The sequence below is a fragment of the Bacillus sp. JJ1533 genome, from assembly GCF_036965045.1.
In the GTDB taxonomy this organism is placed as follows: Bacteria; Bacillota; Bacilli; order Bacillales; family Bacillaceae_L; genus Ferdinandcohnia.
Window position 1 is genome coordinate 24,892 of record NZ_JBALOV010000004.1, and the last position, 25,166, is coordinate 50,057.

Here is a 25,166-nt window from a genome sequence, read left to right on the forward strand (position 1 = left end):
ACTCAGTACCGAATTGACCTCCAGCACCTTGAGATTGAGCGTTTTGTTGTCTTACTTGCTGAATGTTAGTTCCAGCAGAAGATTTGTTTGGTTGTTTAGCCATTATTATCACCTCCACGACAATTAATTTGTCCCAGAAGCAATATTAATATCCCTAAAAAATAATGAAATTAATTTTCAAATAAGTAGGATAATTTTTCATCTATTGGATAATCTTATTAATTGAACAAATGAATTAATATACGGGTTCAAAAAGGAGAAGGAAAAGGACCACGTCGACAAAAACGCCACATCCTGTGGCATTGTCGACACTAGCACGTCCTGTGCTTCGAAAGTTCAAGGCGGTGAAGCTTTGAGTACCGGAGCGTATGTAGTTAATACGTGAGGAACGGAAAAGCAAATCAACGCAGAAATTCGACGTGTCATTTTCACCGGACTTTTTGGACATCCGATAAAAAGGAGGGTAATTGAAGATGTATTCTGGTCGAGACATGACTCATTTATCAATGATCCCAAAAAATGAATGGAAGGAAAGCGAGCTTGCTTTTTTCCACCATTCCTTTCAACAAATTGTTCCATACTTGAATGCGGAGGGGCAATCCCTTCACCGTGAAATTGTTCAAGAAATCGAAGCCAGAGGCGGATTCCATCGTAACTATGACTACACGAGTGATATTAGGATGTCGTATGACACTGAATGAAAAAAGGAGCTTTCTCAGCGATTGAGAAAGCTTTTTAATATTTTTTGATGGGAAACCGGGAATGTATATTCCTCCAATTCCTCTAACGTGACAAGTTTTAAATGATCAGTTTCATTCTCCCACCCTTTGATTTTCCCTTCAAAAACAGTGATATTCCAAATCAAATGGGAAAATACATGCTGTATGGTTGTAAATGCTTGTCCAATCTTTGTATGGACTTTATATTCATTTATTAAAAAATCACTGAGCTGTTCCTTTGGTGCTTGAAGGTCTGCAATTGTTTCGTGATTTGGAAACTCCCATAGATTGGCTAATAATCCTTTTTCCGGACGTTTATGAATTAGAAATCGCCCTTCTTCATCTGTTAAAACTACAGCTGCCATTGATACAGCGGTTGGGGCTTTTTTCTTGCTTTTTACAGGGAGTTCTTTTTGAACCCCTTCTTCAAATGCACGACAATGCTCCCGAACTGGACATAAGAGGCAGGCGGGGTTCCCGGGAACACAAATCAATGCCCCTAACTCCATTAGCGATTGATTAAAAGCAGATGGATTTTCCTTCGAAATGATTTCTCTCACAATGTCTTCAAACAATTGACGAGTTTTTGGTTTAGCGATATCATCCCAAACGGATAAAATTCTTGAAAGTACACGCATCACATTACCGTCAACAGCAGGCTCTGGTATTCCATAAGCAATACTTAAAATGGCCCCAGTTGTATAGGGTCCGACGCCTTTTAGACTCGATATTTCCTGGACAGTGTTTGGTACTTTACCGTCATACTCTGCCGCTACTTCTTTTACCGCGGCATGGAGGTTTCTCACTCGTGAATAGTAGCCCAAGCCTTCCCATGCTTTGAGTACTTTTTCTTCCTCTGCTTCAGCCAAATCCTCGATGGTGGGAAATTTCGAAATGAAATTTTCAAAATAAGGAATAACGGTATCTACTCTTGTTTGTTGAAGCATGATTTCAGAAACCCATACTTTATACGGATCCTGATCCTGCCTCCAAGGAAGGTCCCTTTGTTCTTCTTCAAACCACTCAATAAGGTCCTTTTGAAACCCATTTTTCGAAAAATTTTCTAACATTTTCATTTATTCATACCATTCCCTCTCCCAAGGTGTTATTATTAATCAAAATACGCCTTGGCGTATTTGAGCCCGATTTTTTTCGAGCTTGCTCGAAAAGTTTCATTTGAAAAATCGTGGCATCCGCCGGAGGCTTTCACTTTATTCAGCTGTAGTGAACTTCAGCTGAATAAAGTGAAAATAATTTATCTAAAAAAGTGATTGTTGGTTACTCTAATCTTAGAGAAGTATCAAAAAAGGAGGTTCCATTTTTGGATACAGGAACACATGTCGTCATGGGTCTTGCTTTAGGTGGTATTGCCACTCTTGACCCAGTCGTTACAGTCAACCCCGCTACTACTCATGCTGTTCTCTTTGGAACGCTAATTGGTTCACAGGCACCGGACCTTGATACCATTCTTAAATTGCGGAACAATGCACAATATATAAAAAATCACCGTGGGATTACACATTCCATTCCGGCCGTATTGCTATGGCCAATCTTGATTACAGGAGCCCTTTTATTCTTTTTCCCGGAAGCGAATCTTCTACATCTTTGGATGTGGACCTTCATTGGGGTAATTCTCCATGTATTCGTTGATATTTTCAATGCGTATGGAACCCAGGCTTTGCGACCCTTTTCACATAAATGGGTGGCGCTAGGCGTTATCAATACTTTTGACCCCTTTATTTTCTTGATTCATTTAGCAGGAATTGTTGTGTGGAAACTTGGCTTGCATCCTGGGATTACTTTCTTTTCGATCTATTTCATTCTTTTTGTATATTATATCATCCGGTTTCGAATGCGGAATAACGTTGAAGCAGCGGTTCGTGCTAGAATCGATGAGGATATCACAGAAATCATCATTTCGCCAACCTATCGCTTTAATCAATGGCATATTGCAATCGTGACTGAAAAATATTTTTATGTCGCACGCGCCAAAAACAATGAAATTATTATACACGATCAATTTGCAAAACGCCCAATTCCTGATACTCCAGTGGTAAATGCTGCACGAAAAGACAAGAACTTGGCGGCATTCCTTCACTTTTCACCTATTTATCGCTGGGAAATCGATGAGTATGACGATCATTACGAGGTTCGTTTTATTGATCTTCGTTATCGAAGCAAAGGGCATTATCCTTTTGTTGCGGTCGTTCAGTTAGACCTTGATTTAAACATTATAACATCCTATACCGGCTGGATTTTCAGCGAGGAAAAGCTTCGGAAAAAACTTGAGCTTATTCCAAGCTAACCCATTTTTCCCCATAACAACCTTTGTTATGGGGATTTCCATTAATTCACGTCATCCATTTTACATGTAAACAAGAGAAGTTCACCATACTAGTAATACGTGTTTAAAGGGAGAGAACTCCCTTTATGCACGACGTCCAAATGCCCTTTTAGGAGGTATTCGTATGCGGAACAAGAAACGAGGATTCCCGAATCAGAATCGTAATAAGTTTCAAGGTGAGCCAAGAGCAAAGGCTGAATACGCTTCAACAAGAGCAGATGGTTCCATTAACACACATCCACAGGAGCGAATGAAAGCTTCAAGTGAACGACACGATTTTTAAGTTCTTAAGAACAAAGACTAAGAACGACACAAACCCACCTCGTGTGGGCCTAAAAATCGACTCGAGTACAACTTGGAGGTGCGTGTAATGGGTAAAAAAGGATATAAACGAAATGAATATAACAATCCTTTCCAACAAGCATGGGCTAATCCGAAACATGCTTGGGCCCAGGTGAATGGAGAAACAAGACTGACCCAAAACCTCATCATCTTAGAGCGTGAAACTAGAAAACGCTCCTAGCACTAATAAAACCAGAGAGATCCCCTCTCTGGTTTTATTCTCGAATCAGTAATGAAATCGGTAATGCCTCTTCTTTGTCTTCTTGCCCGACACGATGCCCCCAGGCAAATACTCCGTTGAGATAGTGAATTTTAAAATAACTGCCAGGGTCGCCATCAATTTCATAGGTTTCACCCTTTTTAAAATCCTCGGGATTAAGCATATACGCTTTTGCCATCGAAGCTTTTCGTTCAAGGACGGCAAGTTCATTCACAATCCCAAGTTGTTCTGCCTTTCGTGCTTGTTCTTTTAAATTGGCAATTTCCTGTCTTAATTCATATTCTGTCATTTGACTATATCGTTTTTCTTGCATCTTTAGTTCTCTCCATCCTTTATATCTTCAATCAATCGCTCAATCATATCCAAGTCAAAGCCTTTTCGGAAAAGGGCTTGCTTCATTTTTTGTTCATATTCCCATCCATCCAGTTTTTCATATTTACGATGAGCTTTCATACCATTATGCTTAAGCGCTTCCCACTCTTCATCCGTATCCTTCTCAGGTGATGCTTCTTCCATGGCGATTTGGATGACATCCCATGGAAAGCCTTTTCGTTGAAGCGTTAGCTCTAGCTTTTGCTTTGTTTGGCGCTCTGAAGCTTTATTATTTTTTGGCATTGTTTTTGTAATCAGCTTAATAGCTTTTTTAATTTGCTCGTCCATCGTAAATAGTGTAAGACTTTGCATTAGAATATCCTGTGCAATTCCTTTTTCAAAAAGTTCCTGCTTGATTACCTCAGGACCCTTAGTCGTTGTGTTGATTTGCGTTTTGACATAGGCTTTTGCAAATTCCTCATCATTTATATATTTATACTCCGCAAGCTTATGGATGACATCTGGAATGATGGGTTCATCGATTTCCTTTTTCTTAAGATAATCGATGACTTCCTTCGTCGAACGCATTCGATAGGATAAATAATTCAATGCCAAATTAAAGGCTTTTTTTACTTCATCTTCAAATTGGATTTCCGTTATATCAAGGTCGTCCAGTTCCATTCCTTTTTTTAGCTGAAAAGAAATGAGGATATCTTGGTCAACGCTAAAGGCATATTCCTCACCTTTGCCATTCCCATAGTCAAGAAATATGTTAAATCGTTCTGTATTTTTCTTTTGAGTTGTGATTTTCGCTATTATTGCCATTTCAATTACACCTCTCCTTAATAGTAGCATAAGATTTTTGAAGGATATATGGAAAACTTATTGAATTATGTAGGAAAAGAGATGGAAAGGACGTAAAACATGAAGATTTCAATTGCAGGTGGAACAGGCTTTGTCGGAAAAAAGCTGACGGAGTACCTATTAATCCAACAGCATGAGGTGTTTATTTTAACAAGAAATGCGGATAAAACAAGCCATCATCCCAATCTCCATTATGTAGAATGGCTAAAGGCAACGAGCGCTCCAGAAATCGAGCTTGAGGGCGTTGAGGCACTCATTAATCTTGCCGGAGAATCATTGAATAGTGGTAGATGGTCAGAGGCTCGTAAAAAACGAATCTTGGACAGCAGGGTAACCGCTACAAAGGAAATCGTGCGGATTATCTCTTCCCTATCGAAAAAGCCGAAAGTCTTATTAAATGCGAGTGCAGTCGGAATTTATGGAACCTCTGAGAGCAGCACATTTACCGAAGATACAACTGTGCTTGGAAATGACTTTCTAGCTCATACGGTTTCAGCTTGGGAGCAGGAAGCAAATCGAGCCGACGAACTAGGTGTACGGACTTGTTTGTTACGGCTTGGTGTGGTTCTGGGGGATGAAGGCGGTGCATTAACTCGCATGATTCTCCCATATAAGTTTTTTATCGGAGGTACAATTGGCTCTGGGAGCCAGTGGCTATCTTGGATTCATATTGAAGACGTATTGAAAGGAATTGATTTTCTTTTACATCATGATGAAGTGAGTGGCCCTATTAATTTTGTGGCACCAAATCCTGTGCACATAAAGGAGTTTGGTAAAACCGCTGGAAAAGTGCTAAATCGTCCCCATTGGCTACCTGTACCGGGATTCGCCCTCCAGCTTTTACTCGGTGAAATGAGTATTTTGGTGTTGGAAGGACAAAAGGTACTTCCGAAAAAGCTAGTTGAACAAGGGTTTACTTTTACGTTTAACAATGTTGAAAAGGCGTTAAAGAACATTTTTAAAGGTCATTCGACATAAGCTCACAAAGTTCAGCAAAAACGTCGAAATTACCAATAATTTGATACAAAAATTTCACAAAAAAACTATTTATTTTTACATAAGATTCAAGTATGATACCTTAAGTAAAGTAAAAAAATTATATACACAAACTTAAATTTGGCCGTAGCAAAGTGGCTAACTTTAGGGAAGGCAAATGGTGCGCCACCAGTTTCACTGGTTCTAGTGGGTTCGATTCCCACCCCGAAATTTTTTAATAACACAAAAAATTTCGAGGGTGGATTTCTGACCACAGGTCCGGTCTGTCCTCATTTGGAGGGGAAACTGATGCTAAAAAAGCGTGAACTTCAGGATAGTCAAGCTCTTTATGACTTAATGGTGCACCCGGATGTCTTCCCATTCGTGCGTCAAAAGGCTTATTCTTATGAAGAATTTTTATTTTTAACAAAGCAAACGATTGAGGCAGAAGAGCGAGGTGAACTAATTTCACGTACCATTTTAGACGAATGGGGCTCTCCAATCGGTACCATTAATTTATACGATATCGAGGACAATGCTGGTTTCCTTGGAACCTGGCTAGGCAAGCCATTTCACGGGAAAGGCTACAATCAACCAGCTAAGGATGCATTCTTCGCTGAACTCTTTTTCGAACTGGGGATTGAAACCATCTTTATGAGGGTTCGTAAAATTAACCAGCGCTCAATGATGGCTGTTCAAAAACTCCCATATGTAACTCTCGCCAATGAAACACGTAAGTCGATACTTGACGAGTTAAATGCAAATGGTGATTTTTACAACCTATTTGAAGTTTCGAAGGATTTATATACACTCCACACATTACGTGTTGGACATATTACTGAAGAAGAACATTTAAAAGAAGCTTAAATTAGAAACCCGTTTTTTAACGGGTTTTTTGTTTGGATTTTTTTGGGTTGGATAAAATAATACTACATTACTTAGAAAGGGAGGTAACTATAATGGCAAAAGAAAAAAAGCGTGACAAGTCTAAAAACACACTAAGCAGCATGCAAGAGGTTACATATTCTAGGGAATTTAAAATGGCGGATCGTGCAGGCGGTTATACAAAAAGGTAATAAGGTCAAATTGTTCCACTTATGAACTTGTTATTCCCGGTCATCCTATAAGTGAGAAGGTTGCCTCTGGTGGCCTCTCCATTATTTTTCGGGATGGTGTTGATCATGGGACGTTCAAGGGGACAAAAAACACGAGATAAAAACAAAGGGAGCTTACCACAGGTTCCGAAAAACATGAAATCAGATGGTCGCGATGTCGAGTTCTCACGCGAACTTGCGGACCAGGATGATTTAGAGGCACTAGCACGCTCAAATGCGGCAGATGCCAGAGCGAAGAAACGGAAAAAGAAATAAATTGCCTCAAACCAAAGGGAGTGCATTCCCTTTGTTTTTTTTATCATGAGGTATTTCTATTAGACATATTAAGGAGATTGAGCGGTTTTATTGTCCGAATACATGTTTCATTTTGACTCTAGGATCCTGATTTCCGTTATCTCTTTCAGAATCAGGGTTGCATTTGGACATTACTCCCAGGATTTGCGTTTCCTCTGTCCAAATGAGAAGTACATTTGGACAGCCTTCTCTTGGTTCTGCTTTCGTTTGTCAAAATCATTGCTTCATTTTGACTCTAGCGGTGTTTTTCCTCATATATCTGTCCAAATTAGAGGTACATTTGGACAGCCTTTTCTTGGTTCTGCTACCCTTTGCCAAAATCATTGCTTAATTTTGACTCTAGCGGTGTTTTTCCTCATATATCTGTCCAAATTAGAGGTACATTTGGACAGCACCCTCCTGATTCTCCTTTCATCTGTCAGAATCATTGCTTCATTTTGACTCTGCTGGTGTTTTCCCTCACATTTCTGTCAAAATGAGAAATACATTTAAACAACATTCTCATTGTTCTGCTTTTATCTGTCAGAATTACCACTGAATTTTTGACTCAGCTAGCTTTTTTCCTCACCTTACCCCCTTGTCACCTCCATAATACAAGCATATTTTGGCACGTTCTATATTTTAAAGGCATAAAATAAAAGGATTGTAATACTCATTATTCATGGAGGTGAATGAAATGGAGTATCCAATTACAAGAGATTATATTCGTTTTGGAAATTCACGTTCAGGCCAAAAGATTTCAAAGGTTCGTTTCATCGTAAGTCATGATACCGGAAATCCTGGTTCAACAGCCTATGGGAATCGAAATTATTTTGACCGGTCACAGCCAAGTGCTTCTGCCCATACGTTTATTGATGATAAATATATTTTAGAAATAATCCCTCTTATCGAAAAAGCATGGCATGTTCGTTACAATGTAACAAAAGACAATGCTATGTTTGGAGATGATGCTAATGATGCAGCAATTGGTGTAGAGTTTTGTCATGGGGGGAAAATTAATTTCCAAGAGGCATATAATCGATATGTCTGGTACCATGCTTATTTATGTGACAAGTTTAATCTAGATCCGAAACGACATATCGTTGCCCATAGCACATTAGATCCATCAAGGAGATCAGACCCACAAAATGCGTTGCGTCCACATGGTATTTCTTGGGAAGAGTTTATAAATGATGTGCAAGAATCATTTAATCGCGATTTTAAAGGGATTCCGACGAGTAATCCAAAGCCTGTTGTTGCCGGAGTGTCAACACGACTTCCGATTCGAAGAGGTAATAAAGGACCATTCGTTAAGGAAATTCAACAAGATTTGATTAAAGCTGGTTTCCCATTGCCTCGTTACGGAGCGGATGGCAGCTTCGGTCCTGAAACCGAGACGGCTGTTATGCGATTCCAAAAACGGTATGGGCTAGTGGTAGATGGCCTTGTTGGTCAAGCAACTTTGAGGAAGCTTGAAGAAGTGATCAAACAGGGGAATTCAACCCAGGAAGAGTTTCCACTGCCTGATGGCGTTTGGGGGCGTGGTGACAAGGGTGAAGAGGTTCGTATGATTCAACGTGCCTTAAAGCATATCCATTTTGACCCGAAAATGATTGACGGTAGTTATGGTCCTTTAACCGAGGATGCGGTTCGCAGATTCCAGTCCATGTATGCGGCTCTTGCAGATGATGGAATCTATGGTCCGAACACAAAAAAATATATTCAGATGGAATTGGATGATATGTAATATGCAACCCACTGGCTTCAGTGGGTTTTGTTCTTGCGATAGCTGGACCCTGCAATTAGATTAAAAGCCATACGCGTCAAGCTAATGACCATAAAATAAAAATAACGACCATAGGAGTTGAGTTAACAGCCATAGGTTTAAAATAACGACCACAAACTCGATTAATTCACCTTTTATGAATCTCCTTCCATACCTCTTCATACACTTTTTTCAGCGGAACGCCGTGTTCTTCGGCAATTTGGCGGCAATCTTCATATTCAGGGGACTTTTGTAGAGATTTTCCTTCGAAAATTCCCTCTTTTATCGTGACTTTCCCCCACTTCGTCATCACTTCTGTAAAAGATCGCTCGAGGCGGTGAACGGTCAGAGGATAAAAGCGTAAACCTAATGTTGTTGTTTCTGCAAATAAGATTTCCTTCATTTTTTCTAATTTACTTCTTGAGCAAAGAAGCTGCAGGAGGACAGCCGGTCGGTTTTTTTTCATATAAATTGGGGTATAGTAGACGTCATTTGCCCCTGCATCAAATAATAAATCCATTACATAGCCAAGCCATTCGCCAGACATATTATCAAGATTGACCTCAAGCTTCATCATGTCATCGTCAATATGTTCATGATTTGGTGGAAGTTTTTTGTCCATTATTCCCTTCCCTTTCGTTCGTAAAATTAACTACCGCTAGTATATCATTGGGCAATCAAATACGCCTAGGCGTATTTGATTGCCCAGATTTTTTATGCCCACAGGATGGGACGTTCTTAGTCTGAGTTCCTATATTTCAGACAGGTTTAACCCCAGCTGAATAAAGTTAAAATAGCCCGCCGAACTGGCGAGCTATCTACTAACTTTTATTTTAAAATTCAAAGTACTCTTTTGCGTTTTGGTAGCAGATGCCTTTCACGACATCTCCTAGTAAGTCCATGTCGTTTGGAACTTCACCGTCTTCTACCCATTCTCCGATTAAGCTACAAACTAAGCGACGGAAATACTCATGTCTTGTGTAAGAAAGGAAGCTTCTGGAGTCTGTTAGCATACCAATGAATCGGCTGAATAAGCCAAGGGCAGCTAATGCTTTCATTTGCTCAAGCATACCTTCTTTTTGATCATTGAACCACCAAGCTGTTCCAAATTGCATTTTTCCTGGTTTGCCTCCACCTTGGAAGTTACCAATTGTTGTTCCAATAATATAGTTGTCGTTTGGATTTAATGAATACAGAATTGTTTTTGGTAGTAAATCTTCCGTATCAAGTGCATCAAGGAATTGGTTTAATGGACGAGCTAACTCCCCATCATTGATGCTGTCATAACCAGTGTCTGGTCCTAGTTTTCCAAACATTCTTGTATTGTTGTTACGTAATGCGTGAATATGTAATTGCATGGCCCAATCGCGTTTTGCATATTCTTTTCCTAAGAAAACTAATGTATAGGATTTGTATTTAGTCTCTTCTTCTACAGAAACCTTTTCACCTTTGATTCCTTTTTCAAAAGCAGCTGCAGCTTCTTCCTTAGTAGAGTGCTCATACATCATTGTGTTAAGCGCATGGTCAGATACACGTCCACCAAGTGAGTGGAAAAATTCGATTCGGTTTTCTAAAGCTTTTAAGAAATCATCATAACTTGAAATCTCAATTCCTGAAACTTCACTTAGTTTCTTCACCCAGTCCACATACGTATCTTGGTTGATTTCTAGGCCTTTGTCAGGACGGAAGCTTGGTAATACCTTTACATCGAAGCTTGTATCTTCAGCGATTAGCTTATGATATTCTAAAGAATCAGTAGGGTCGTCAGTAGTACAAACGACTTCAACATTTGACTTTTTAATTAAGTCTCTTGCTCCGAATCCTTCACCTGTAAGCTTACTATTTACTTTTTCCCAGATAGCAGGAGCTGTCTTTTCGTTTAAAATTTCATGAACATCGAAGTATCGTTGAAGTTCTAGGTGAGTCCAGTTGAATAATGGGTTTCCGATTGTCATTGGAACTGTTTTCGCCCAAGCAACAAATTTATCATAATCAGATGCATTGCCTGTTACGTAATCTTCTTCAGCCCCATTTGCTCTCATTGCTCTCCACTTGTAGTGGTCGCCGTATAGCCAAGCTTCCGTAATATTTTTGAACGTTTTGTTTTCATAAATTTCTTGAGGACTTAAATGACAGTGATAGTCAATAATTGGCAGGTCCTTTGCGAAATTATTGTACAACGCTATTGCAGTGTCATTTGATAATAAAAATGTTTCATCCATAAATTTTTTCATCTTGTTCCACCTGCTTTTTATTTTTTATAGTAACCCAAATGGTAGAAATAAATAATGGTATCTGAAAAGTCTATAATTCCATTATTTTGGCTAAACCATATGTAAATCTTATTGAAAGCGCACGCAATCGCTTTCAGTTATTTCTTGATTAAATAGAAATAACAACGTTGTTATTCCATCTTCATCTTAAAATAAACAATGACCGTTTTCAAGTCTTTTACCGGATATTTTTAACGACTACCTGTAAAATAAGAAAATTTAATGGTATTATTTTTATAGTTTTACTTTCAAAAAATAATAACGTTGTTAATCATAAAAAATAGGTGGTTTATCATGAATATCACGATTAAGGATATCGCTCAAGTGGCAGGTGTAAGTTATTCCACTGTCTCTAAAGCATTGAACAATAGCCCGTTAGTAAAACCTGAAACGAAAAAGAAAATAATGAACATAGCGAAGGAACTTGGATATGAGCCAAACCTTGCTGCCCAACAGCTAGTATCGAAGCAATCGAAAGTCATTGGTTTAATTTGGCCTACCCTGGAACGGATTGCCCCTTCTACATTAGTCACTAAAATCAATGAAGAAATCAGGGCTAACTCCTATTCAATGCTCTTATCCATCAGTACCATTGAAGAATCGCTAGAAATGTTTAGGCGGTTCCAGGTGGATGGTGTGATTGTTTTTGATGAGCAGAATCATGACATTCTTGATTCGGTCACCGTCCCCCTTGTTACGTATGGAGTGGGCCGAAATCATACCCATTCTATCATCGATGTGAATTATCAGGCAGCAATGGAAATGGCCATCGAGTATTTATATCATCTTGGACACAGGGATATTGCCTATGTAGGTGATTTTTCCCCAATAGATGATCGACAATCCGAAAAGTTTCTAGGTATAAAAAAAGCGATGAATCGGTTTAACCTTCCGATCACCAATCAAAATTTTATCAATACAGCTGGACTCGGTTGGTATGACGGTTATGTTGCAACAAAACGATTGCTATCGAATACTTCTGCTCCTACAGCAGTCGTAGGCTCAAGTTATGATATAAGCGCCGGGATTGTTCGTGCATTACGAGAGGCAAACTTCATTATTCCAAAAGATATATCTGTCATAAGTTACGATAATATCCCGCAAATGGCGAATTTAGAGATACCATTAACGAGTGTGGGTGTGCCTGTTGAAGAAATTGCGAGCCATATGGTGAATACCCTTTTAACCCGAATCAAAACAAAGGAATCGGCCCCTTCCATTACACACTTAACCCCAACAATCAATGAACGAATTTCATGTGCTTGCAGCAGACACATGTAGAGGCTAGATTCCTTCTATCTAGCCTCCTTTTTATTGCTCTACGGTTGACTTTCGGTAATCTGAGGGAGAAAGTCCCGTTATTTTCTTGAAATTATTGCTAAAGTACGCCACATCTGCGTATCCAAGTCTGTCTGCAATTTCGGACATTCTTAAGGTTGTATTTGCCAAAAGCTTTTTACTCTCTTGTATTTTAATTTCGGTTACGTAATCTACAAATTTTTTATTCAATTGTTGTTTGAACAATTGACTTAAATAGCTTGGATTCATGTGAACATGATTTGCCGCATCCTTTAAATTCAATTGATTTAAGGGAGTTTTCGAAATATAATCTAGTACCTTTTCAATTGAAGATGCTGGAAGGTTTTCACCTGTCACTTCGTTTTCTTTATTTTTAGTAGTGGAGCTTTTGTTCAACCATTTTTCCAAGCAAGCTCTTAATTCCTCTTCATCGATTGGTTTTAATAGATAATCAAATACACCGCTCCGAATCGCTTGTTGAACAAATTGAAATTCGTCGTGAACGCTTATCACGACAACATCCATTGATTTATTAAGGCTTTCTAGTTCTTTCACAAATTGGATGCCATCCATAATGGGCATTCGAATATCCGTGAGGATTAAATCCACCTCATTCTCTTTTACCCAATCTAGTGCTTCAAGTCCATTGCTACATTCATGAACGACATGTAGCGGTAGATTCAATTGATTAATTGTCCATATTAGTGCCTTACGTACCCATCTCTCATCATCCACGAGTAAAATCGTTTTCATTTGACTCCACATCCTTATTCTCAATGAGAGGTAATGTGATACTTACTTCTGTACCAATCCCTTTTTGACTTCCGATTGACACACCATACTGTTCACCAAATAAATATCGAATTCGTTGATGGACATTCATAATCCCTATATGTTGACCATCTAGGGTGATTGTACTTTGTGATAATTTTCGGTTAAATTCTTCCAACACTTTTGCGTCCATCCCTTTTCCATTATCGATGATTCGAATGAGATAGTTTGCATCTGTGGTTAATTCGACTTTAATAGAGATATGAATCATTTCACTATTCGTACCAAAAGCGTGAACAAAGCAATTTTCCAAGATTGGTTGGAGAGAGAATTTCAACACTCTCTGATGCTTGACCCAATCAGGAATATCTAATGAATACGTAAATCGTTCCTCAAAACGATACTTTTGAATCTGTAAATAGAGCTCTGCTACTTTTAATTCTTCTCCAAAACTTACTATCGGAGAATTATTTCTAAGATTATATCGTAAAAGTTTTCCTAGTGAGTACGATATATTTGCAATCTCCGTTTTCCCCTCTTCAAGGGCCATACCACGAATCGTTTCAAGAGAATTATGCAAAAAATGCGGGTTAATCTGTGACTGAAGTACCTTTAATTCGGTCTCCTTTTTATAGAGGGACAGCTCTGTTTCCTTTAGCTTTGAGATATAAACTTCCTCTAACAGGTTAGATAGTCTTTCTACTGTATTATTAAACCCATGGGTTAATTGGCCAATTTCATCACTTGATTCTACTTTTACTCTGCCGCTTAAGTTTCCTACTTCAACCTCTTTCATGTAACGCCGCAGTCTTCTGATCGGCCGGACAATTCTAACTGTAAAAACGGTACCCCAAAAATAAGCAAAAATAAGCGAAATAACGATTGTCCATGTAATTACGGTTCGAATTTGTTCGATAGGGCCCCTTAAATCCTGGTATGGAACGGCTGTGAAAAATCGCCATCCTAGATTTGATGATCGGGAGTAGGAAACGAATTCCTTTTGTCCATTCTCCATAATGAAGGAACCGCTTTCTTCCTCACCCAATTTTAATAGCTGCTTGTATTCAACCTTTGTACCGTGTTTTCTTGAATCTGGATGATACACATAATGCCCTTTATTATCGAGAATGAAAAAATACCCATTTTCACTCAATGTGACCATACTTGAAATTTCTCGAATTCTCCGGAAATTGATATCGATTACAAGAGTGCCTGCAGGCTTAAACGTATTTGGATTAAACAGACGTCTTACAAGGGATATAACAGGTTCCTCTTTATCCTTTATTTTTAACGTCCTACTGACTAACATGACCATCCCATTTTTAGGTAGGGAAGAATACCAATATTCTTCTTCTATTTTTGACGCTGGGTAATAATTACGCTGCCCTAATGTGTCAATGATAAGCCCATTATCCAGTATGGCCGTTATGTTTGAGATGTCAGGTCTTGAATACGCTGCATTTTTCAAAACGCTTCTAGCTGAATCTGTAACTTCTTGATTGTAAATGGTTTGATTCGTTCTCAGTATGGCGTTAAAGTCTGGCGAGTTAATAATTTTCAAACTCGTTATTTCAAAATCCTGTTCATAATATTCGATATGCGACTCTACCTGCTCCATAATTTGTCTGCTAGATTGCTTGAACTCCTCTTCCAAGTGAACGGAAGAGGTTCTATAGGAGATTAACCCGACAGCTAGAACTGGAACAACCACCAGAATACTAGAAAAGACAAATAGCTTTGTCATGATTGATTTATTTTTTAATAAGATATAACGCTCAATAAATCCTGTGATTTTTTTTCCTAGCATTCTTATTGTCCTTTCTGAAAGTCCAGATGCCTCTTATCTTTCATCATAATAAAAAACACCCACCTAGTAAATAGAGTATATTACTAGGCAGGCCGTCTTTTATTGTTTAATCAATTATTTTGCTGCTTCTACTGCTTTAGCAATTTCTGGGTACGTTTTTTCAAATTCCTCGATGATTGATGATACAGCTTCTTTCCAAGGAGTTACATCATCAACTTCTGTGATTGTTACACCAGCATCTGTGATTTTTTGTAAAGATTTCTTTTCATAGTCAGCCCATGCTTGTCTTTGTGTTTCAACTGAGTCAATAGCCGCTTGTTTGATGATTTCTTGATCCTTTTCAGAAAGCTTGTCCCAAGCAGTCTTACTCATTAACAATACTTCTGGAATACGAGTATGGCCATCCATAATAATGTGTTTTGCTTCTTGGAAATGGTTGGATGAGTCAAAGCTTGGTAAATTGTTTTCAGCTCCATCAATGATTCCAGTTTGTAGAGCAGAGAATACTTCTCCATATGGCATTGGTGTTGCACTTGCTCCTAAAGCTTCCATTAATTTAATGTTCATTTCACTTTGTTGAACACGGATTTTCAATCCATCTAAGTCGTCAATGCTTTTCAATGGCTCCGTTGAGTAGAAGTTACGAGAACCTGAATCATAGTAAGCAAGACCTTGCATCTTTGCTTCTTGCAGACCTTCTAATAATGATGTTCCAGTTTCACCATTTAAGAAGTTCCATAAATGCTCATCGCTATCGAATAAGTAAGGAACAGAGAATACAGATAAATCATCATTAAATTCTGCTAATGGACTTGCATTTGTTCTAGCAAAGTCGATTGCACCTAGTTGAACTTGCTCAAGTACTGATTTTTCATCTCCAAGCTGTCCGGATGGAAATACTTCAATTGTAATTCGACCGTCTGTTCTTTCACTTACTAAATCAGCAAATTTTTGGTCCCCAATGACTGTTGGATAGTCGACTGGGTGGTTATCTGCTAAACGTAATGTAAGTTTAGCTTCTTCTTTTTTAGAACCATCATCAGATGATCCAGCTTTATCTTGTCCGCCACATGCTGCAAGAACAGATGTAGCTAATAGCGTAGTTGCGATAAGACCGAAAAACTTTTTGCTTTTCATACTGTCTTCCCCCTAAAAGTATGTTTTGATTTTTTTTTATAATTACACCTAGCATTAGGTTAGCTGGCTAATAGATTTGGAAGCCACATTACAACCCCTGGTACATAGGTGATAATTAATAGAACGATAAGTAATGCGTAGAAGAATGGCAACATTGCCTTTGTCCCTTGTGCAATCGAGACTTTACCTATGGCACATCCTACGAATAAAACGGTTCCAACAGGTGGCGTTAATAATCCAATACCTGCATTCAGGATCAGAATAATACCGAATTGTACCGGATCCATACCAAAGCTTGTTACTACTGGTAAAAGGATCGGTGTCATGATTAAAATCATTGGTGCCATATCCATTGGCGCACCTAATAAAAGCAAGATAATGTTAATGATTAATAGAATGATAATCGGATTATCCGAAATACCTAGTAATAAATCTGTTACCGCAGCCGGTATTTTTAGGAAAGCTAATAACCAACCAAATGCTGCAGAAGCGGCAATCAAGAAGAATACCATGGATACTGTTTTTAGTGTTCTCTTTAGAATTGGCCAAATCGTTTTAAATGGAGCATCACGATAAATACCAAATGCTAGAATGAAAGAATATAAACAAGCTAACGCACCAGACTCAGTAGCGGTAAAGATCCCACTCATAATCCCACCTAAAATAATGACTGCCGGGCTTAAGGATAGAATCCCGTGAAGAAGAATACCGCCAATTTGATTTCTAGGTACTGGATCTGCTTTTTGATATCCACGCTTTACTGCAATGATATAACCTGTAATACATAATGCAGTTAGCATGATGACTCCAGGGACAATACCTGCCATAAATAAGCTGGCAATCGATACGCCTCCTGCTGCCAATGAGTATAAGACTAAGTTATGACTCGGTGGAACAACTACCCCTTGGATCGCAGACGCAATGGTAACACCAACGGCATAGTCAGCTTCATAGCCTTTCTTTTTCATCATCGGAATCATAACAGACCCTACCGATGAAACGTCTGCTACTGCAGAACCAGAGATATTTCCGAAGAATAGTGAGGCTACGCTATTTACCATAGCAAGTCCTCCTCGTATTCTACCAACCAATAAGGTTGCGAGGTTAACAATCCTGGTGGCTAATCCCCCAGCACTCATTATTTGTCCTGTTAAGATAAAAAATGGAATAGCCAGTAAGGAGAAGGAATTAATCCCTTGCACCATCTGTTGCCCGATAACCGGTAAAGGTATATCTAAATAAAGTACTGTTAGTAATGATGAAATAACAAGTGTGAGTGCGATTGGAAATCTAAACAAGATCAACAGCACGAAACTCGATACTAGAATAATAATTGCAATCGTAGTGCTAGTCACCTACATCCCCTCCTCCAATTCTCTATATCTTGCTGTATCCACATTGAATAGATGCAATAGTGAATATAAACATATCATGACCCCTGTAACAGGCATCGTTAGATACGTAACACTACTTGGAAGTTTTGTGGCTGGAAGAGTTGAGTCCATCATCAGTACTGTAAATTGCCATCCTTGTACAACGAGATAAATTCCAAAGGCAAAAACACTAAGATTAATAATAATATCTAATACTTTGTTAAACCCTTTTGGAAATAGATTAGTGAAGGAATCAATACCTAAATGAACGTATTCGCGAAAACCAATCGCAATCCCCATAAAGGCAAACCAACCTAACAATAGGAGCGTAACTTCTTCCGACCAAAAAAACACGAAGTTGAAGAAGTATCGAGTAGCTACCTGCATCGTAACAATAACTACAAGAAGCACTAAAGTTATAAGCGTAAACTTTTCGAAAACGTTGTCAATTAATGAATAGATTTTTTTCAATAGACTCATATGTTTCCCCCCTCTATTAAAGAAAGCGTTTTCTCACTTCAAATATTACTTTTTTGCGAATATTTTTGAAATGTTATTTTTTTAGAGATATTTGTGTTTTTTTTAGGTAAGGGACTTTTACACTAAAAAAGTGCCTCATATTTGAGACACTTAAGCCCACAAAATGCGGGTCACAAGACCTAGCCACAGGTAGTGGCGTACTAGTCTTTAATCTATAAGGTTATAGTTTTACAGGTCTTCCTTCTCTTGCCGATTGATAAATTGCTAAAATTAATTCAAGTGATTTTTTGGCTTCTTCACCGGAAACAAGTGGTTTCCGATTTTCTAAAATGGCTTGAACAACATCTGTGTATTGTTTTACGAAAGATTCATTTGATTTTACAGCATTTGAGGATACATCATTTGCAATCTGATCTTGTTTTTTCTCGTATTCCAAGCCGCTTTTAAACTTCCATTCCTTCACATTGTCATTTTCAATGATGACACTTCCGTTTGTGCCGAATATATCAAGTGTGGTTGAAAAGCCGGGATAAGCAGTCGTATTCCCTTCAATGAGTCCAAGTGCACTCGATTTAAATTTAACTGTCGCAACTGCGATATCTTCCACTTCGATACGCTCATGGGCACGGGTGGCAGTGTAAGCATAGACCTCATCAACTGGGCCCATCATGTATAAAAGAAGATCAATATAGTGGATGGATTGGTTGATTAATGCACCTCCACCGTCCAATTCCCATGTACCACGCCAAGCACCGCTATCATAATATTCTTGAGAGCGATAAATGGTCGTGCGAGCAGCGCCAAAATTTAATTGACCAAATTCTCCTTCGTTCAACACTTTTTTGACATCTTGAATCGCTTCATCGAAACGGTGCTGGAAAATACAGCTTAATGTGACGTTTGCTTGGTTACAAGATTCAATTAGTTGATTTGTTTTTTCAATCGTAATATCGATTGGTTTCTCTACAACGACATGCTTACCTGCTTTAGCTGCAGCCATCCCTAGTTCAGCATGGGTTCCACTCGGTGTGACAATGGCAACCATATCGATTCCAGCATTCATTAGAAAGTCCTGGTAGTCCGTGTAAGCCTTGATATGGTATGTATCGGCCAGATTTTGAACGGTTTCCTTATTGCGAGAATAAATCGCAACAAGTTCAGCGTTTGGTACTTGCTTAATGCTTTTTATATGGGTGTTGGCAATGCTTCCGGATCCAACGACCCCTATTTTTACTGTTTTTGACATGACTATTCCCCATCCCCTGTAAACGTTATCAACTACATTATACCAAATTAGAAAAAGACGAACTGTGGTAGTTCGTCTCTTTAACGTTTCTTTTTTGAAGCTGGTTTTCTCGTTTTGGGAGTGGGCGTTCTCTTTTCTTGTGCATCTACGATTGCACCCTTGTAGAAATCCTTTTTGCTGAATGCAATTCCGAGTTCATGCCCCATTTTTTTGAGGAAGCTTTCCTCGAGCGCGTTAACAATAGAGATGACGACCCCTTTTTTCCCCATTCGGCCTGTTCGACCTGAGCGGTGAACATACTGTTCCGTTGTTTTCGGAAAATCAAAATGAATCACATAGGTGACATCCTGAATATCTAAACCCCTTGCCGCTACATCGGTTGTTAGCAATAATGGTATTTTTCCAGCACGGAAATTTTTCATCGATTGCTGACGTTCTTGCTTTTTCGCTTCTCCAGCAAGCACCGCAACCTCAATATGGTTATAGGTTAACTTTGCTTCAATTTCTTCGACTTTATCAAGACTCTTAATAAAAGCAATTGCCTTATCTGGTTCGGTAAACATGATTTTGCGAAGCACATCAATTTTATCGCGCTGCTCGCAAAGGAAATAGATATGTGATGTATTTTCCTGGCTAAGCGTTTGTTGAACCCGAATCGTCTCGGCGTTATTCATCATTGATTTTGCAATCTTTTCAGTTTGCTCAGAGATTGTCGCGGAGGTGAATACGATTTGACGATCCCTTAAGGTTGATTTAATAATACTTTGTATATTTGATAGGTGTTCATTTGAAACAAGTTGATCCGCCTCATCAACAATGATGGTTGTAACCTCGTGCATTTTCATTTTTTTCATCTTAATAAGTTCGATGATTCGACCCGTTGTGCCAATGACAATTTGCGGGCGTTCTTTTAGCTTCTCGACCTGTTTTTTTACATTTGCACCACCGATGAAAGACGCGCTAACGATGTTCGTACCATTCGTCCATTTTTGGACTTCCTCGAAAATTTGCATGACAAGCTCGCGTGATGGAGCAAGGATCACAATCTGGAGACCATTCTTAGTTTCATCAAGCTTTTGTATCGCAGGAAGTAAATAGGAAAGAGTTTTCCCTGTTCCTGTCGGGGATTCGCAGATGACGTCCTTCCCCTCAAGTATTGCCGGGATCGCTTTTTCTTGAATAGCGGTTGGAGCTTCGTAACCTGATTCCTCCCAGACTTTCTGTATAAAAGGTTTCATTTCTTCTAATTGAGACCATTTTGTCATTGTTTTGTACCTTCCTTATTCAGTTCACTTTAAATTGACTAATTTTTATTCTAACTATCTTTTGGGTAAAGTGCAAAAAGTACTTTGTTTGAGGATGGGATGGAAGCTTTTTGGGAATTGTTTTAGGGGCTGGAGTAGCATCAACCCCCTAATAACTGGAATATGATGTACCCCCAGAGTGTCTGGAGTACTACCAACTCCCTAATAATTGGAATTTATTATGCTCCCAGAGCAGTTGGAATGGCATCAATCTGCTAATAATTGACGCGGAGTCCTTTCGTCTAAAAAAAAGATAGCCTTTTTAGGGCTATCCACCCACAAATCTTTTATCGTAATAATGTATTTTATTCTAATGTAAGGCTGTACGGTTGTCTTGAATTGATTAATCTACCGTTAATAGATACTTTTCTTTTTTCGTTTTTAGGAAGATGGATCATAACAGTTTCATATGGTATATTGTATGATCCTCCTACTGACACCTTAATCTCAACTTTATCCTCAGATGTTGTTGTGTTAACAACCAGGAATGAATATTCACCCTTTTGATAATTCATTGATTCTCCATCATCTTCGTAAAATTGGTAAGTGTTAACACCAGGGGTTAATGATGGATAAATAAGAATGCCTCTTTCATCCATTGATTTATTTTTAAAGGTAACTTCTCCATCACGTATTGGAAATACTGCTCCCGCTTGTGCAAAAAGTGGGATTGTATCAAGGCCAGCCTCTACAACAATGGTTTGCCCCCCCTCATACCATTGGTCATTATTCATGTTATACCAACCATTTTTATTTTTAGGGAGGTATACTGTCCTAGTTACCGCACCTTTTTCAACTACATTACAGACAAGAAGGTCCCCACCAACTAAAAAGTCATCATTTTCTTCAAATGTGTTTAAGTCATTCTCAAAATAATAAAATGTTGGTGTTAAAATTGGACGATATTCTTGATGTGACTTATACAATAAGTGATAAAAATAAGGAATCCACTTTACACGTTCCTTCATAAATTTTCGAATTAATTCAATATGTTCTGGATACATCCATGGTACATTAACTGATTTATCTTCATTCCAGGAATGAATGGTAAATCGAGGATGAAAGATCCCGTTCTGGATCCATCTTATAAACAGCTCAGGTTCAGGGGCTAAACCGTTAAACCCTCCAACATCATGTCCTAAATTATATACTCCTGACAAACTTAAACTTAGTCCCATTTTAAGATTAAACCTTAACGTTTTCCACTCTGTATAATTATCCCCAGTCCATGTTTGCACATAACGCTGCATACCAGGACAACCTGATCGTGAAATCAAATACGGTCTTTGATTCGGCGAATACTCTTTTTGCGCTTCATAAGAGGATTTCAACATTAATAAGGTTTGGATTGGTTTTAAATAGTCAACTGGAATTGTATTGCCAAAGTTATAAGCTTTTGCATCCTTATCCCATATTTCAAATTCATTATTGTCGTTCCACGTTGAATCAATTCCGTATGATAGAAGTTGCTTTTTTACGTTGTCCTTCCACCACTGAATCGTTTCAGGATTCGTAAAGTCAAGATAGGAACCCTCATCGTCCCAAAACTGTACTAACTCGGGTTCATCATTATCGCTCGATTTGATAAACATTCCCTTATCTGCTAGTTCAGTATACTTTGGATGATCGTGAAGTAAGCATGGTTTTATGTTTGCGCATAGGTGCAATCCATTTTCATGAAAGTAATTACTCATTTCCTTGGGATTAGGCACTTTGTCAAAGTTCCAATTAAATACATATCTTTTTTCACCAATAGTCGTATATCCAGAAGATAATTGGAAGGAATCACATGGAATATCGTACTCTTTGCAAGAATCAACAAACTTTTTTAATTGAACTTGTGCATCTGGTGCATCCGTATATGTCATTGTTGATCCTGAATAACCAAGGCTCCATTTCGGAGGGAATATCGTCTTCCCAGTAAGCCTTGAGTATTTTTCAACCACTTGATGAATAGCTGGACCTAAAATAAAATAATAATCAAGGTCGCCTTTTACCGCATGATAGTACCTATAGTTACCATGATAATTATCCAATTCTAAGCCAAGGTCAAACACCGAATCAGAGTAATTATCATAGAACAATCCGTAGGTTATCTTAGATTCTTGATTGTGTGTTAGATAAAATGAAATATGTTTATAGAGTGGATCAGTAAACTCCGCATCATAACCCATAGCGTCAATTGTTTTCATGATATAACGCTTTCTCGTTTTATTTAAGATGCCACTTTTTTCACCTAACCCATAATACATATCATCTTTGTAACGCTCCAAATAATGAAAAACGCCTTCTCCCAGCTTATTATTATAATTATAGCTTTGAGTGTTACGATCATTAGCGATAAGAACTTCTTTACCATTCAGTTTTGCGTACCATGAAATTTTAAATCCATCTAATTGAATGACGGCCTTTAAAGCGCTCGTCTCAATTACTGCAGTATCTTCTGTAACAGTCTTTTTATATGGTGGTAAAGAGAAAGGTGATAGGTCAAACCTGTCTCTTCCTTCGAATGGTATATCTTCACTTCCTGGAGCAACAGTCCATGTTTGAGATAAGGACGGTTCCTCTCCTGTAGCCAAGAAGACCCTAAATAAATCGTCTTCCAAAACCATAAAAAGTATTCGTTTATGATGGGACTCAAAAATGAATTGATTATTTTCTTCATTTATTAATTCAAATTTCCATTTAACATTCATGCTTGTTCACCTTCTAGGAATTTTTAAAAAGAGAGATAAACATATTGGATTATCTCTGATAAAAGTTTTATTTTACTTGTGACTAATCCTTCATACCAGAAGTCGCCATACCCTGTATAAATTGCTTTTGGAATATTAAAAACACAATCAACACTGGGATCATGGTAACAACCGACATAGCAAGTAGGCTGCCCCAGTCAACATTGTACTCACCTATAAAGTTGGATAAAGCTAATTGAACAGTATATTTTGCTGGATCACTAATTACAATCAATGGCCAAATAAAATCATCCCATCTCCACATAAACGAAAAGATAGCTAGTACAGATATAACCGGTTTAGCAATCGGAACGATTATTTTCCAAAAGATTTTCCATTCTCCAGCTCCATCTATTCTTGCAGCCTCTAATAGGTCATCTGGAACTGATAACAAATATTGTCTTATTAAAAACACTCCTGTTGGTGTAGCTGCTGGTGGAATAATAATCCCCCAAAGAGAATTATATAGTCCTAGTTTACTAATCACTGTAAAGATTGGAGTCATAATTACTTCCAAAGGAATCATTAAGGTAGAAATAAAACCGATTAACAAGAAGGTATCTCCCTTAAAGCGATACTTTGCGAGAGCATACCCCGCCATTGTGTTGATTAATAAGGTAAGAAGGGTAGCAGTTACCGTAACTATCGTACTGTTATAAAAATACCTTCCAAAATTTCCTTTTTCAAAAGCTGTAATAAAGTTTTCAAAGGTTGGCTTATCCGGAATAATCTTAGGCGGCCAACTGTATAACTCTGTAGAATCCTTTAAGGATGAGAGAATGACCCATAATACTGGAAAAATAAAGATACAAACGAGAATGATTAAGGTTATATATAAAAGTATGTTAGATTTCTTCTTCAATCGATTGCACCTCCCTTTGTCCACTTAAACTGAATAATGGTAAAGATAGCAATAACGACGAATAAGACTACTGACATCGCACTTGCATATCCTAGTTCACCTTTTTGGAAACCAAATTCATAAATATACTGTACAAGGAAGGTTGTTTCTTTAGCAGGACCCCCACCTGTTAATGCTAAAACTAATGGATATTGCTTAAATGATTCAATTAGCAACAGAATTAACACAAGCAAGCTAGTAGGCTTTAGTAATGGTAGTGTTATACTCCAGAACATCCTTAATCTAGAAGCTCCATCCATTTGTGCCGCTTCATAATAAGATTTAGGAATACTCTGCAATCCCGCCATAAAAATAACCATAAAAAATCCAATTCTTGCCCAAACCGTACCAATGACAACTGATATTTTTGCAAATACGGGATCTGATAGCCATTTGATTGGTTCTAATCCTGCCGACTCTAATAAATAGTTAATGATTCCAAAGCTGTCACCAAATATCCATTTCCAAGTAACCCCCACAATAATTGCAGAGATCATTGTGGGCCAATAAAATATGGCTCTAAAAAAACCCTTTGCTCTTATCTCTTTAATGAGAAAATTTGCAATTAAGAGTGAGGAAATAAAAATAAGCGGTACTACGGCAAGTGCATAAATAAATGTATTCCCGAAAATTTTCCAATACTCTGAACTGGTAAAGACCTCTTTATAGTTTTCCAATCCAATAAAATTCATTTCGGCTAAACCATCATAATCTGTGAAAGAGTATATGAGACCTACAAATGCAGGAACAACAATAAATATGAAAAAAATAAGGAAGTTTGGAAGTACAAATAAATAGGGGGCAATCTGCCGTTTTAACTTATCTTTTTTTAAGGAAAATCGTTTGGTAGTTTGAATTGCTGCTTGACCTTTAATCTGCGGTTTCATCCATGATCACCTACCTATATTTCA

General features: G+C 38.2%; 25 protein-coding genes and 2 pseudogenes. 11 read left to right on the forward strand and 16 right to left on the reverse strand.

Annotated elements, in window-relative coordinates:
- Window positions 1-103, reverse strand: a pseudogene (locus V7138_RS01950) (gamma-type small acid-soluble spore protein); the annotation flags it as partial.
- A gap of 370 nt (window positions 104-473) precedes the next feature.
- Here V7138_RS01950 and V7138_RS01955 point away from each other — a divergent pair.
- Window positions 474-701, forward strand: a complete 228-nt coding sequence (locus V7138_RS01955) for a cytosolic protein (protein ID WP_335393760.1) — start codon at window positions 474-476, stop codon at window positions 699-701.
- 14 nt (window positions 702-715) lie between these two features.
- On the opposite strand, the gene mutY is transcribed toward V7138_RS01955, so the two are convergent.
- Window positions 716-1,795, reverse strand: coding sequence for an A/G-specific adenine glycosylase (gene mutY / locus V7138_RS01960; protein WP_335393761.1), 1,080 nt, complete (start codon window positions 1,793-1,795; stop codon window positions 716-718).
- Window positions 1,796-2,040: 245 nt separating this feature from the next.
- Between mutY and V7138_RS01965 the strand changes: the two genes are divergently transcribed.
- From V7138_RS01965 to V7138_RS01975, 3 genes are all read left to right on the forward strand, one after another.
- Window positions 2,041-3,024, forward strand: coding sequence for a metal-dependent hydrolase (locus V7138_RS01965; protein WP_335393762.1), 984 nt, complete (start codon window positions 2,041-2,043; stop codon window positions 3,022-3,024).
- A gap of 163 nt (window positions 3,025-3,187) precedes the next feature.
- On the forward strand, window positions 3,188-3,346 hold the full coding sequence (locus tag V7138_RS01970; protein ID WP_010677476.1) for a small, acid-soluble spore protein K: 159 nt from the start codon (window positions 3,188-3,190) through the stop codon (window positions 3,344-3,346).
- Window positions 3,347-3,433: 87 nt separating this feature from the next.
- A complete protein-coding gene (locus V7138_RS01975; protein ID WP_116354056.1) occupies window positions 3,434-3,586 on the forward strand; it encodes a YpzG family protein in 153 nt (50 codons plus the stop codon).
- 34 nt (window positions 3,587-3,620) lie between these two features.
- Here the strand turns inward: V7138_RS01975 and V7138_RS01980 are convergent, their stop codons facing one another.
- Window positions 3,621-3,938, reverse strand: coding sequence for a YfhH family protein (locus V7138_RS01980; RefSeq protein WP_335393766.1), 318 nt, complete (start codon window positions 3,936-3,938; stop codon window positions 3,621-3,623).
- A gap of 2 nt (window positions 3,939-3,940) precedes the next feature.
- Window positions 3,941-4,762, reverse strand: coding sequence for a recombination regulator RecX (gene recX / locus V7138_RS01985; RefSeq protein ID WP_335393768.1), 822 nt, complete (start codon window positions 4,760-4,762; stop codon window positions 3,941-3,943).
- 99 nt (window positions 4,763-4,861) lie between these two features.
- Here recX and V7138_RS01990 point away from each other — a divergent pair, with 99 nt between their 5' ends.
- From V7138_RS01990 to V7138_RS02015, 6 genes and pseudogenes are all read left to right on the forward strand, one after another.
- On the forward strand, window positions 4,862-5,779 hold the full coding sequence (locus V7138_RS01990; protein ID WP_335393769.1) for a TIGR01777 family oxidoreductase: 918 nt from the start codon (window positions 4,862-4,864) through the stop codon (window positions 5,777-5,779).
- A 306-nt stretch (window positions 5,780-6,085) separates the two neighbouring features.
- Entirely contained in the window at window positions 6,086-6,643 is a 558-nt protein-coding gene (locus V7138_RS01995; RefSeq protein WP_335393772.1) for a GNAT family N-acetyltransferase, read from the forward strand.
- A gap of 92 nt (window positions 6,644-6,735) precedes the next feature.
- Complete coding sequence (locus V7138_RS02000) at window positions 6,736-6,852, forward strand: YfhE family protein (protein ID WP_335393774.1); 117 nt, start codon at window positions 6,736-6,738, stop codon at window positions 6,850-6,852.
- 105 nt (window positions 6,853-6,957) lie between these two features.
- The gene (locus V7138_RS02005) at window positions 6,958-7,146 is read left to right on the forward strand and encodes a YfhD family protein (RefSeq protein ID WP_309535690.1); all 189 of its coding nucleotides are present in this window, start codon (window positions 6,958-6,960) and stop codon (window positions 7,144-7,146) included.
- A 715-nt stretch (window positions 7,147-7,861) separates the two neighbouring features.
- Window positions 7,862-8,374 (forward strand): annotated as a pseudogene (locus V7138_RS02010) (peptidoglycan recognition protein family protein); the annotation flags it as partial.
- A gap of 54 nt (window positions 8,375-8,428) precedes the next feature.
- Window positions 8,429-8,911 (forward strand): peptidoglycan-binding domain-containing protein, encoded by a 483-nt coding sequence (locus V7138_RS02015; RefSeq protein WP_335394027.1) that lies wholly within the window; start codon window positions 8,429-8,431, stop codon window positions 8,909-8,911.
- A 166-nt stretch (window positions 8,912-9,077) separates the two neighbouring features.
- On the opposite strand, the gene larC is transcribed toward V7138_RS02015, so the two are convergent.
- Entirely contained in the window at window positions 9,078-9,551 is a 474-nt protein-coding gene (gene larC, locus V7138_RS02020) for a nickel insertion protein (RefSeq protein WP_335393776.1), read from the reverse strand.
- 211 nt (window positions 9,552-9,762) lie between these two features.
- On the reverse strand, window positions 9,763-11,163 hold the full coding sequence (gene uxaC / locus V7138_RS02025) for a glucuronate isomerase (RefSeq protein WP_335393778.1): 1,401 nt from the start codon (window positions 11,161-11,163) through the stop codon (window positions 9,763-9,765).
- A 333-nt stretch (window positions 11,164-11,496) separates the two neighbouring features.
- On the opposite strand from uxaC, the gene V7138_RS02030 reads away from it, so the two are divergent.
- Window positions 11,497-12,483, forward strand: coding sequence for a LacI family DNA-binding transcriptional regulator (locus tag V7138_RS02030; protein ID WP_335393779.1), 987 nt, complete (start codon window positions 11,497-11,499; stop codon window positions 12,481-12,483).
- 30 nt (window positions 12,484-12,513) lie between these two features.
- Here V7138_RS02030 and V7138_RS02035 read toward each other — a convergent pair whose 3' ends face one another.
- The 10 genes from V7138_RS02035 to V7138_RS02080 form a co-directional block, all read right to left on the reverse strand.
- Entirely contained in the window at window positions 12,514-13,254 is a 741-nt protein-coding gene (locus V7138_RS02035) for a response regulator transcription factor (RefSeq protein WP_335393781.1), read from the reverse strand.
- Entirely contained in the window at window positions 13,229-15,079 is a 1,851-nt protein-coding gene (locus V7138_RS02040) for a sensor histidine kinase (RefSeq protein ID WP_335393782.1), read from the reverse strand. Before V7138_RS02040 ends, V7138_RS02035 begins: the two co-directional genes overlap by 26 nt.
- A 114-nt stretch (window positions 15,080-15,193) precedes the next feature.
- Window positions 15,194-16,216, reverse strand: a complete 1,023-nt coding sequence (locus V7138_RS02045) for a TRAP transporter substrate-binding protein (RefSeq protein ID WP_335393784.1) — start codon at window positions 16,214-16,216, stop codon at window positions 15,194-15,196.
- A gap of 59 nt (window positions 16,217-16,275) precedes the next feature.
- Window positions 16,276-17,571, reverse strand: a complete 1,296-nt coding sequence (locus V7138_RS02050; RefSeq protein WP_335393786.1) for a TRAP transporter large permease — start codon at window positions 17,569-17,571, stop codon at window positions 16,276-16,278.
- Window positions 17,572-18,069: a TRAP transporter small permease gene (locus V7138_RS02055; RefSeq protein ID WP_335393788.1), complete on the reverse strand. Its 498-nt coding sequence runs from the start codon at window positions 18,067-18,069 to the stop codon at window positions 17,572-17,574.
- Window positions 18,070-18,289: 220 nt separating this feature from the next.
- Window positions 18,290-19,315 carry a Gfo/Idh/MocA family protein gene (locus tag V7138_RS02060; RefSeq protein WP_335393790.1) on the reverse strand — a complete coding sequence of 342 codons (1,026 nt, stop codon included), beginning with the start codon at window positions 19,313-19,315 and terminating at the stop codon, window positions 18,290-18,292.
- A gap of 80 nt (window positions 19,316-19,395) precedes the next feature.
- Complete coding sequence (locus V7138_RS02065; protein ID WP_335393792.1) at window positions 19,396-20,580, reverse strand: DEAD/DEAH box helicase; 1,185 nt, start codon at window positions 20,578-20,580, stop codon at window positions 19,396-19,398.
- Between the two features lie 344 nt (window positions 20,581-20,924).
- Window positions 20,925-23,315: a glycoside hydrolase family 31 protein gene (locus tag V7138_RS02070; protein ID WP_335393794.1), complete on the reverse strand. Its 2,391-nt coding sequence runs from the start codon at window positions 23,313-23,315 to the stop codon at window positions 20,925-20,927.
- 82 nt (window positions 23,316-23,397) lie between these two features.
- Window positions 23,398-24,216, reverse strand: a complete 819-nt coding sequence (locus V7138_RS02075; protein ID WP_335393796.1) for a carbohydrate ABC transporter permease — start codon at window positions 24,214-24,216, stop codon at window positions 23,398-23,400.
- Window positions 24,213-25,142: a carbohydrate ABC transporter permease gene (locus V7138_RS02080; RefSeq protein ID WP_335393798.1), complete on the reverse strand. Its 930-nt coding sequence runs from the start codon at window positions 25,140-25,142 to the stop codon at window positions 24,213-24,215. Before V7138_RS02080 ends, V7138_RS02075 begins: the two co-directional genes overlap by 4 nt.
- Window positions 25,143-25,166 lie beyond the last annotated feature (24 nt).

Excerpts from the sequence above, each read along its gene's own strand:
- V7138_RS01975 (WP_116354056.1), top strand. The coding sequence starts at position 3,434 with ATGGGTAAAAAAGGATATAAACGAAATGAATATAACAATCCTTTCCAA.
- V7138_RS01995 (WP_335393772.1), top strand. The coding sequence starts at position 6,086 with ATGCTAAAAAAGCGTGAACTTCAGGATAGTCAAGCTCTTTATGACTTA.
- V7138_RS01970 (WP_010677476.1), top strand. The coding sequence starts at position 3,188 with ATGCGGAACAAGAAACGAGGATTCCCGAATCAGAATCGTAATAAGTTT.
- recX (WP_335393768.1), bottom strand. The coding sequence starts at position 4,762 with ATGGCAATAATAGCGAAAATCACAACTCAAAAGAAAAATACAGAACGA.
- uxaC (WP_335393778.1), bottom strand. The coding sequence starts at position 11,163 with ATGAAAAAATTTATGGATGAAACATTTTTATTATCAAATGACACTGCA.
- V7138_RS02065 (WP_335393792.1), bottom strand. The coding sequence starts at position 20,580 with ATGACAAAATGGTCTCAATTAGAAGAAATGAAACCTTTTATACAGAAA.
- V7138_RS02035 (WP_335393781.1), bottom strand. The coding sequence starts at position 13,254 with ATGAAAACGATTTTACTCGTGGATGATGAGAGATGGGTACGTAAGGCA.
- V7138_RS02070 (WP_335393794.1), bottom strand. The coding sequence starts at position 23,315 with ATGAATGTTAAATGGAAATTTGAATTAATAAATGAAGAAAATAATCAA.
- V7138_RS01980 (WP_335393766.1), bottom strand. The coding sequence starts at position 3,938 with ATGCAAGAAAAACGATATAGTCAAATGACAGAATATGAATTAAGACAG.
- V7138_RS02040 (WP_335393782.1), bottom strand. The coding sequence starts at position 15,079 with ATGCTAGGAAAAAAAATCACAGGATTTATTGAGCGTTATATCTTATTA.
- V7138_RS02045 (WP_335393784.1), bottom strand. The coding sequence starts at position 16,216 with ATGAAAAGCAAAAAGTTTTTCGGTCTTATCGCAACTACGCTATTAGCT.
- V7138_RS01990 (WP_335393769.1), top strand. The coding sequence starts at position 4,862 with ATGAAGATTTCAATTGCAGGTGGAACAGGCTTTGTCGGAAAAAAGCTG.
- V7138_RS02060 (WP_335393790.1), bottom strand. The coding sequence starts at position 19,315 with ATGTCAAAAACAGTAAAAATAGGGGTCGTTGGATCCGGAAGCATTGCC.
- mutY (WP_335393761.1), bottom strand. The coding sequence starts at position 1,795 with ATGAAAATGTTAGAAAATTTTTCGAAAAATGGGTTTCAAAAGGACCTT.
- V7138_RS02005 (WP_309535690.1), top strand. The coding sequence starts at position 6,958 with ATGGGACGTTCAAGGGGACAAAAAACACGAGATAAAAACAAAGGGAGC.
- V7138_RS02080 (WP_335393798.1), bottom strand. The coding sequence starts at position 25,142 with ATGAAACCGCAGATTAAAGGTCAAGCAGCAATTCAAACTACCAAACGA.
- V7138_RS02030 (WP_335393779.1), top strand. The coding sequence starts at position 11,497 with ATGAATATCACGATTAAGGATATCGCTCAAGTGGCAGGTGTAAGTTAT.
- V7138_RS02000 (WP_335393774.1), top strand. The coding sequence starts at position 6,736 with ATGGCAAAAGAAAAAAAGCGTGACAAGTCTAAAAACACACTAAGCAGC.
- V7138_RS02055 (WP_335393788.1), bottom strand. The coding sequence starts at position 18,069 with ATGAGTCTATTGAAAAAAATCTATTCATTAATTGACAACGTTTTCGAA.
- larC (WP_335393776.1), bottom strand. The coding sequence starts at position 9,551 with ATGGACAAAAAACTTCCACCAAATCATGAACATATTGACGATGACATG.
- V7138_RS01955 (WP_335393760.1), top strand. The coding sequence starts at position 474 with ATGTATTCTGGTCGAGACATGACTCATTTATCAATGATCCCAAAAAAT.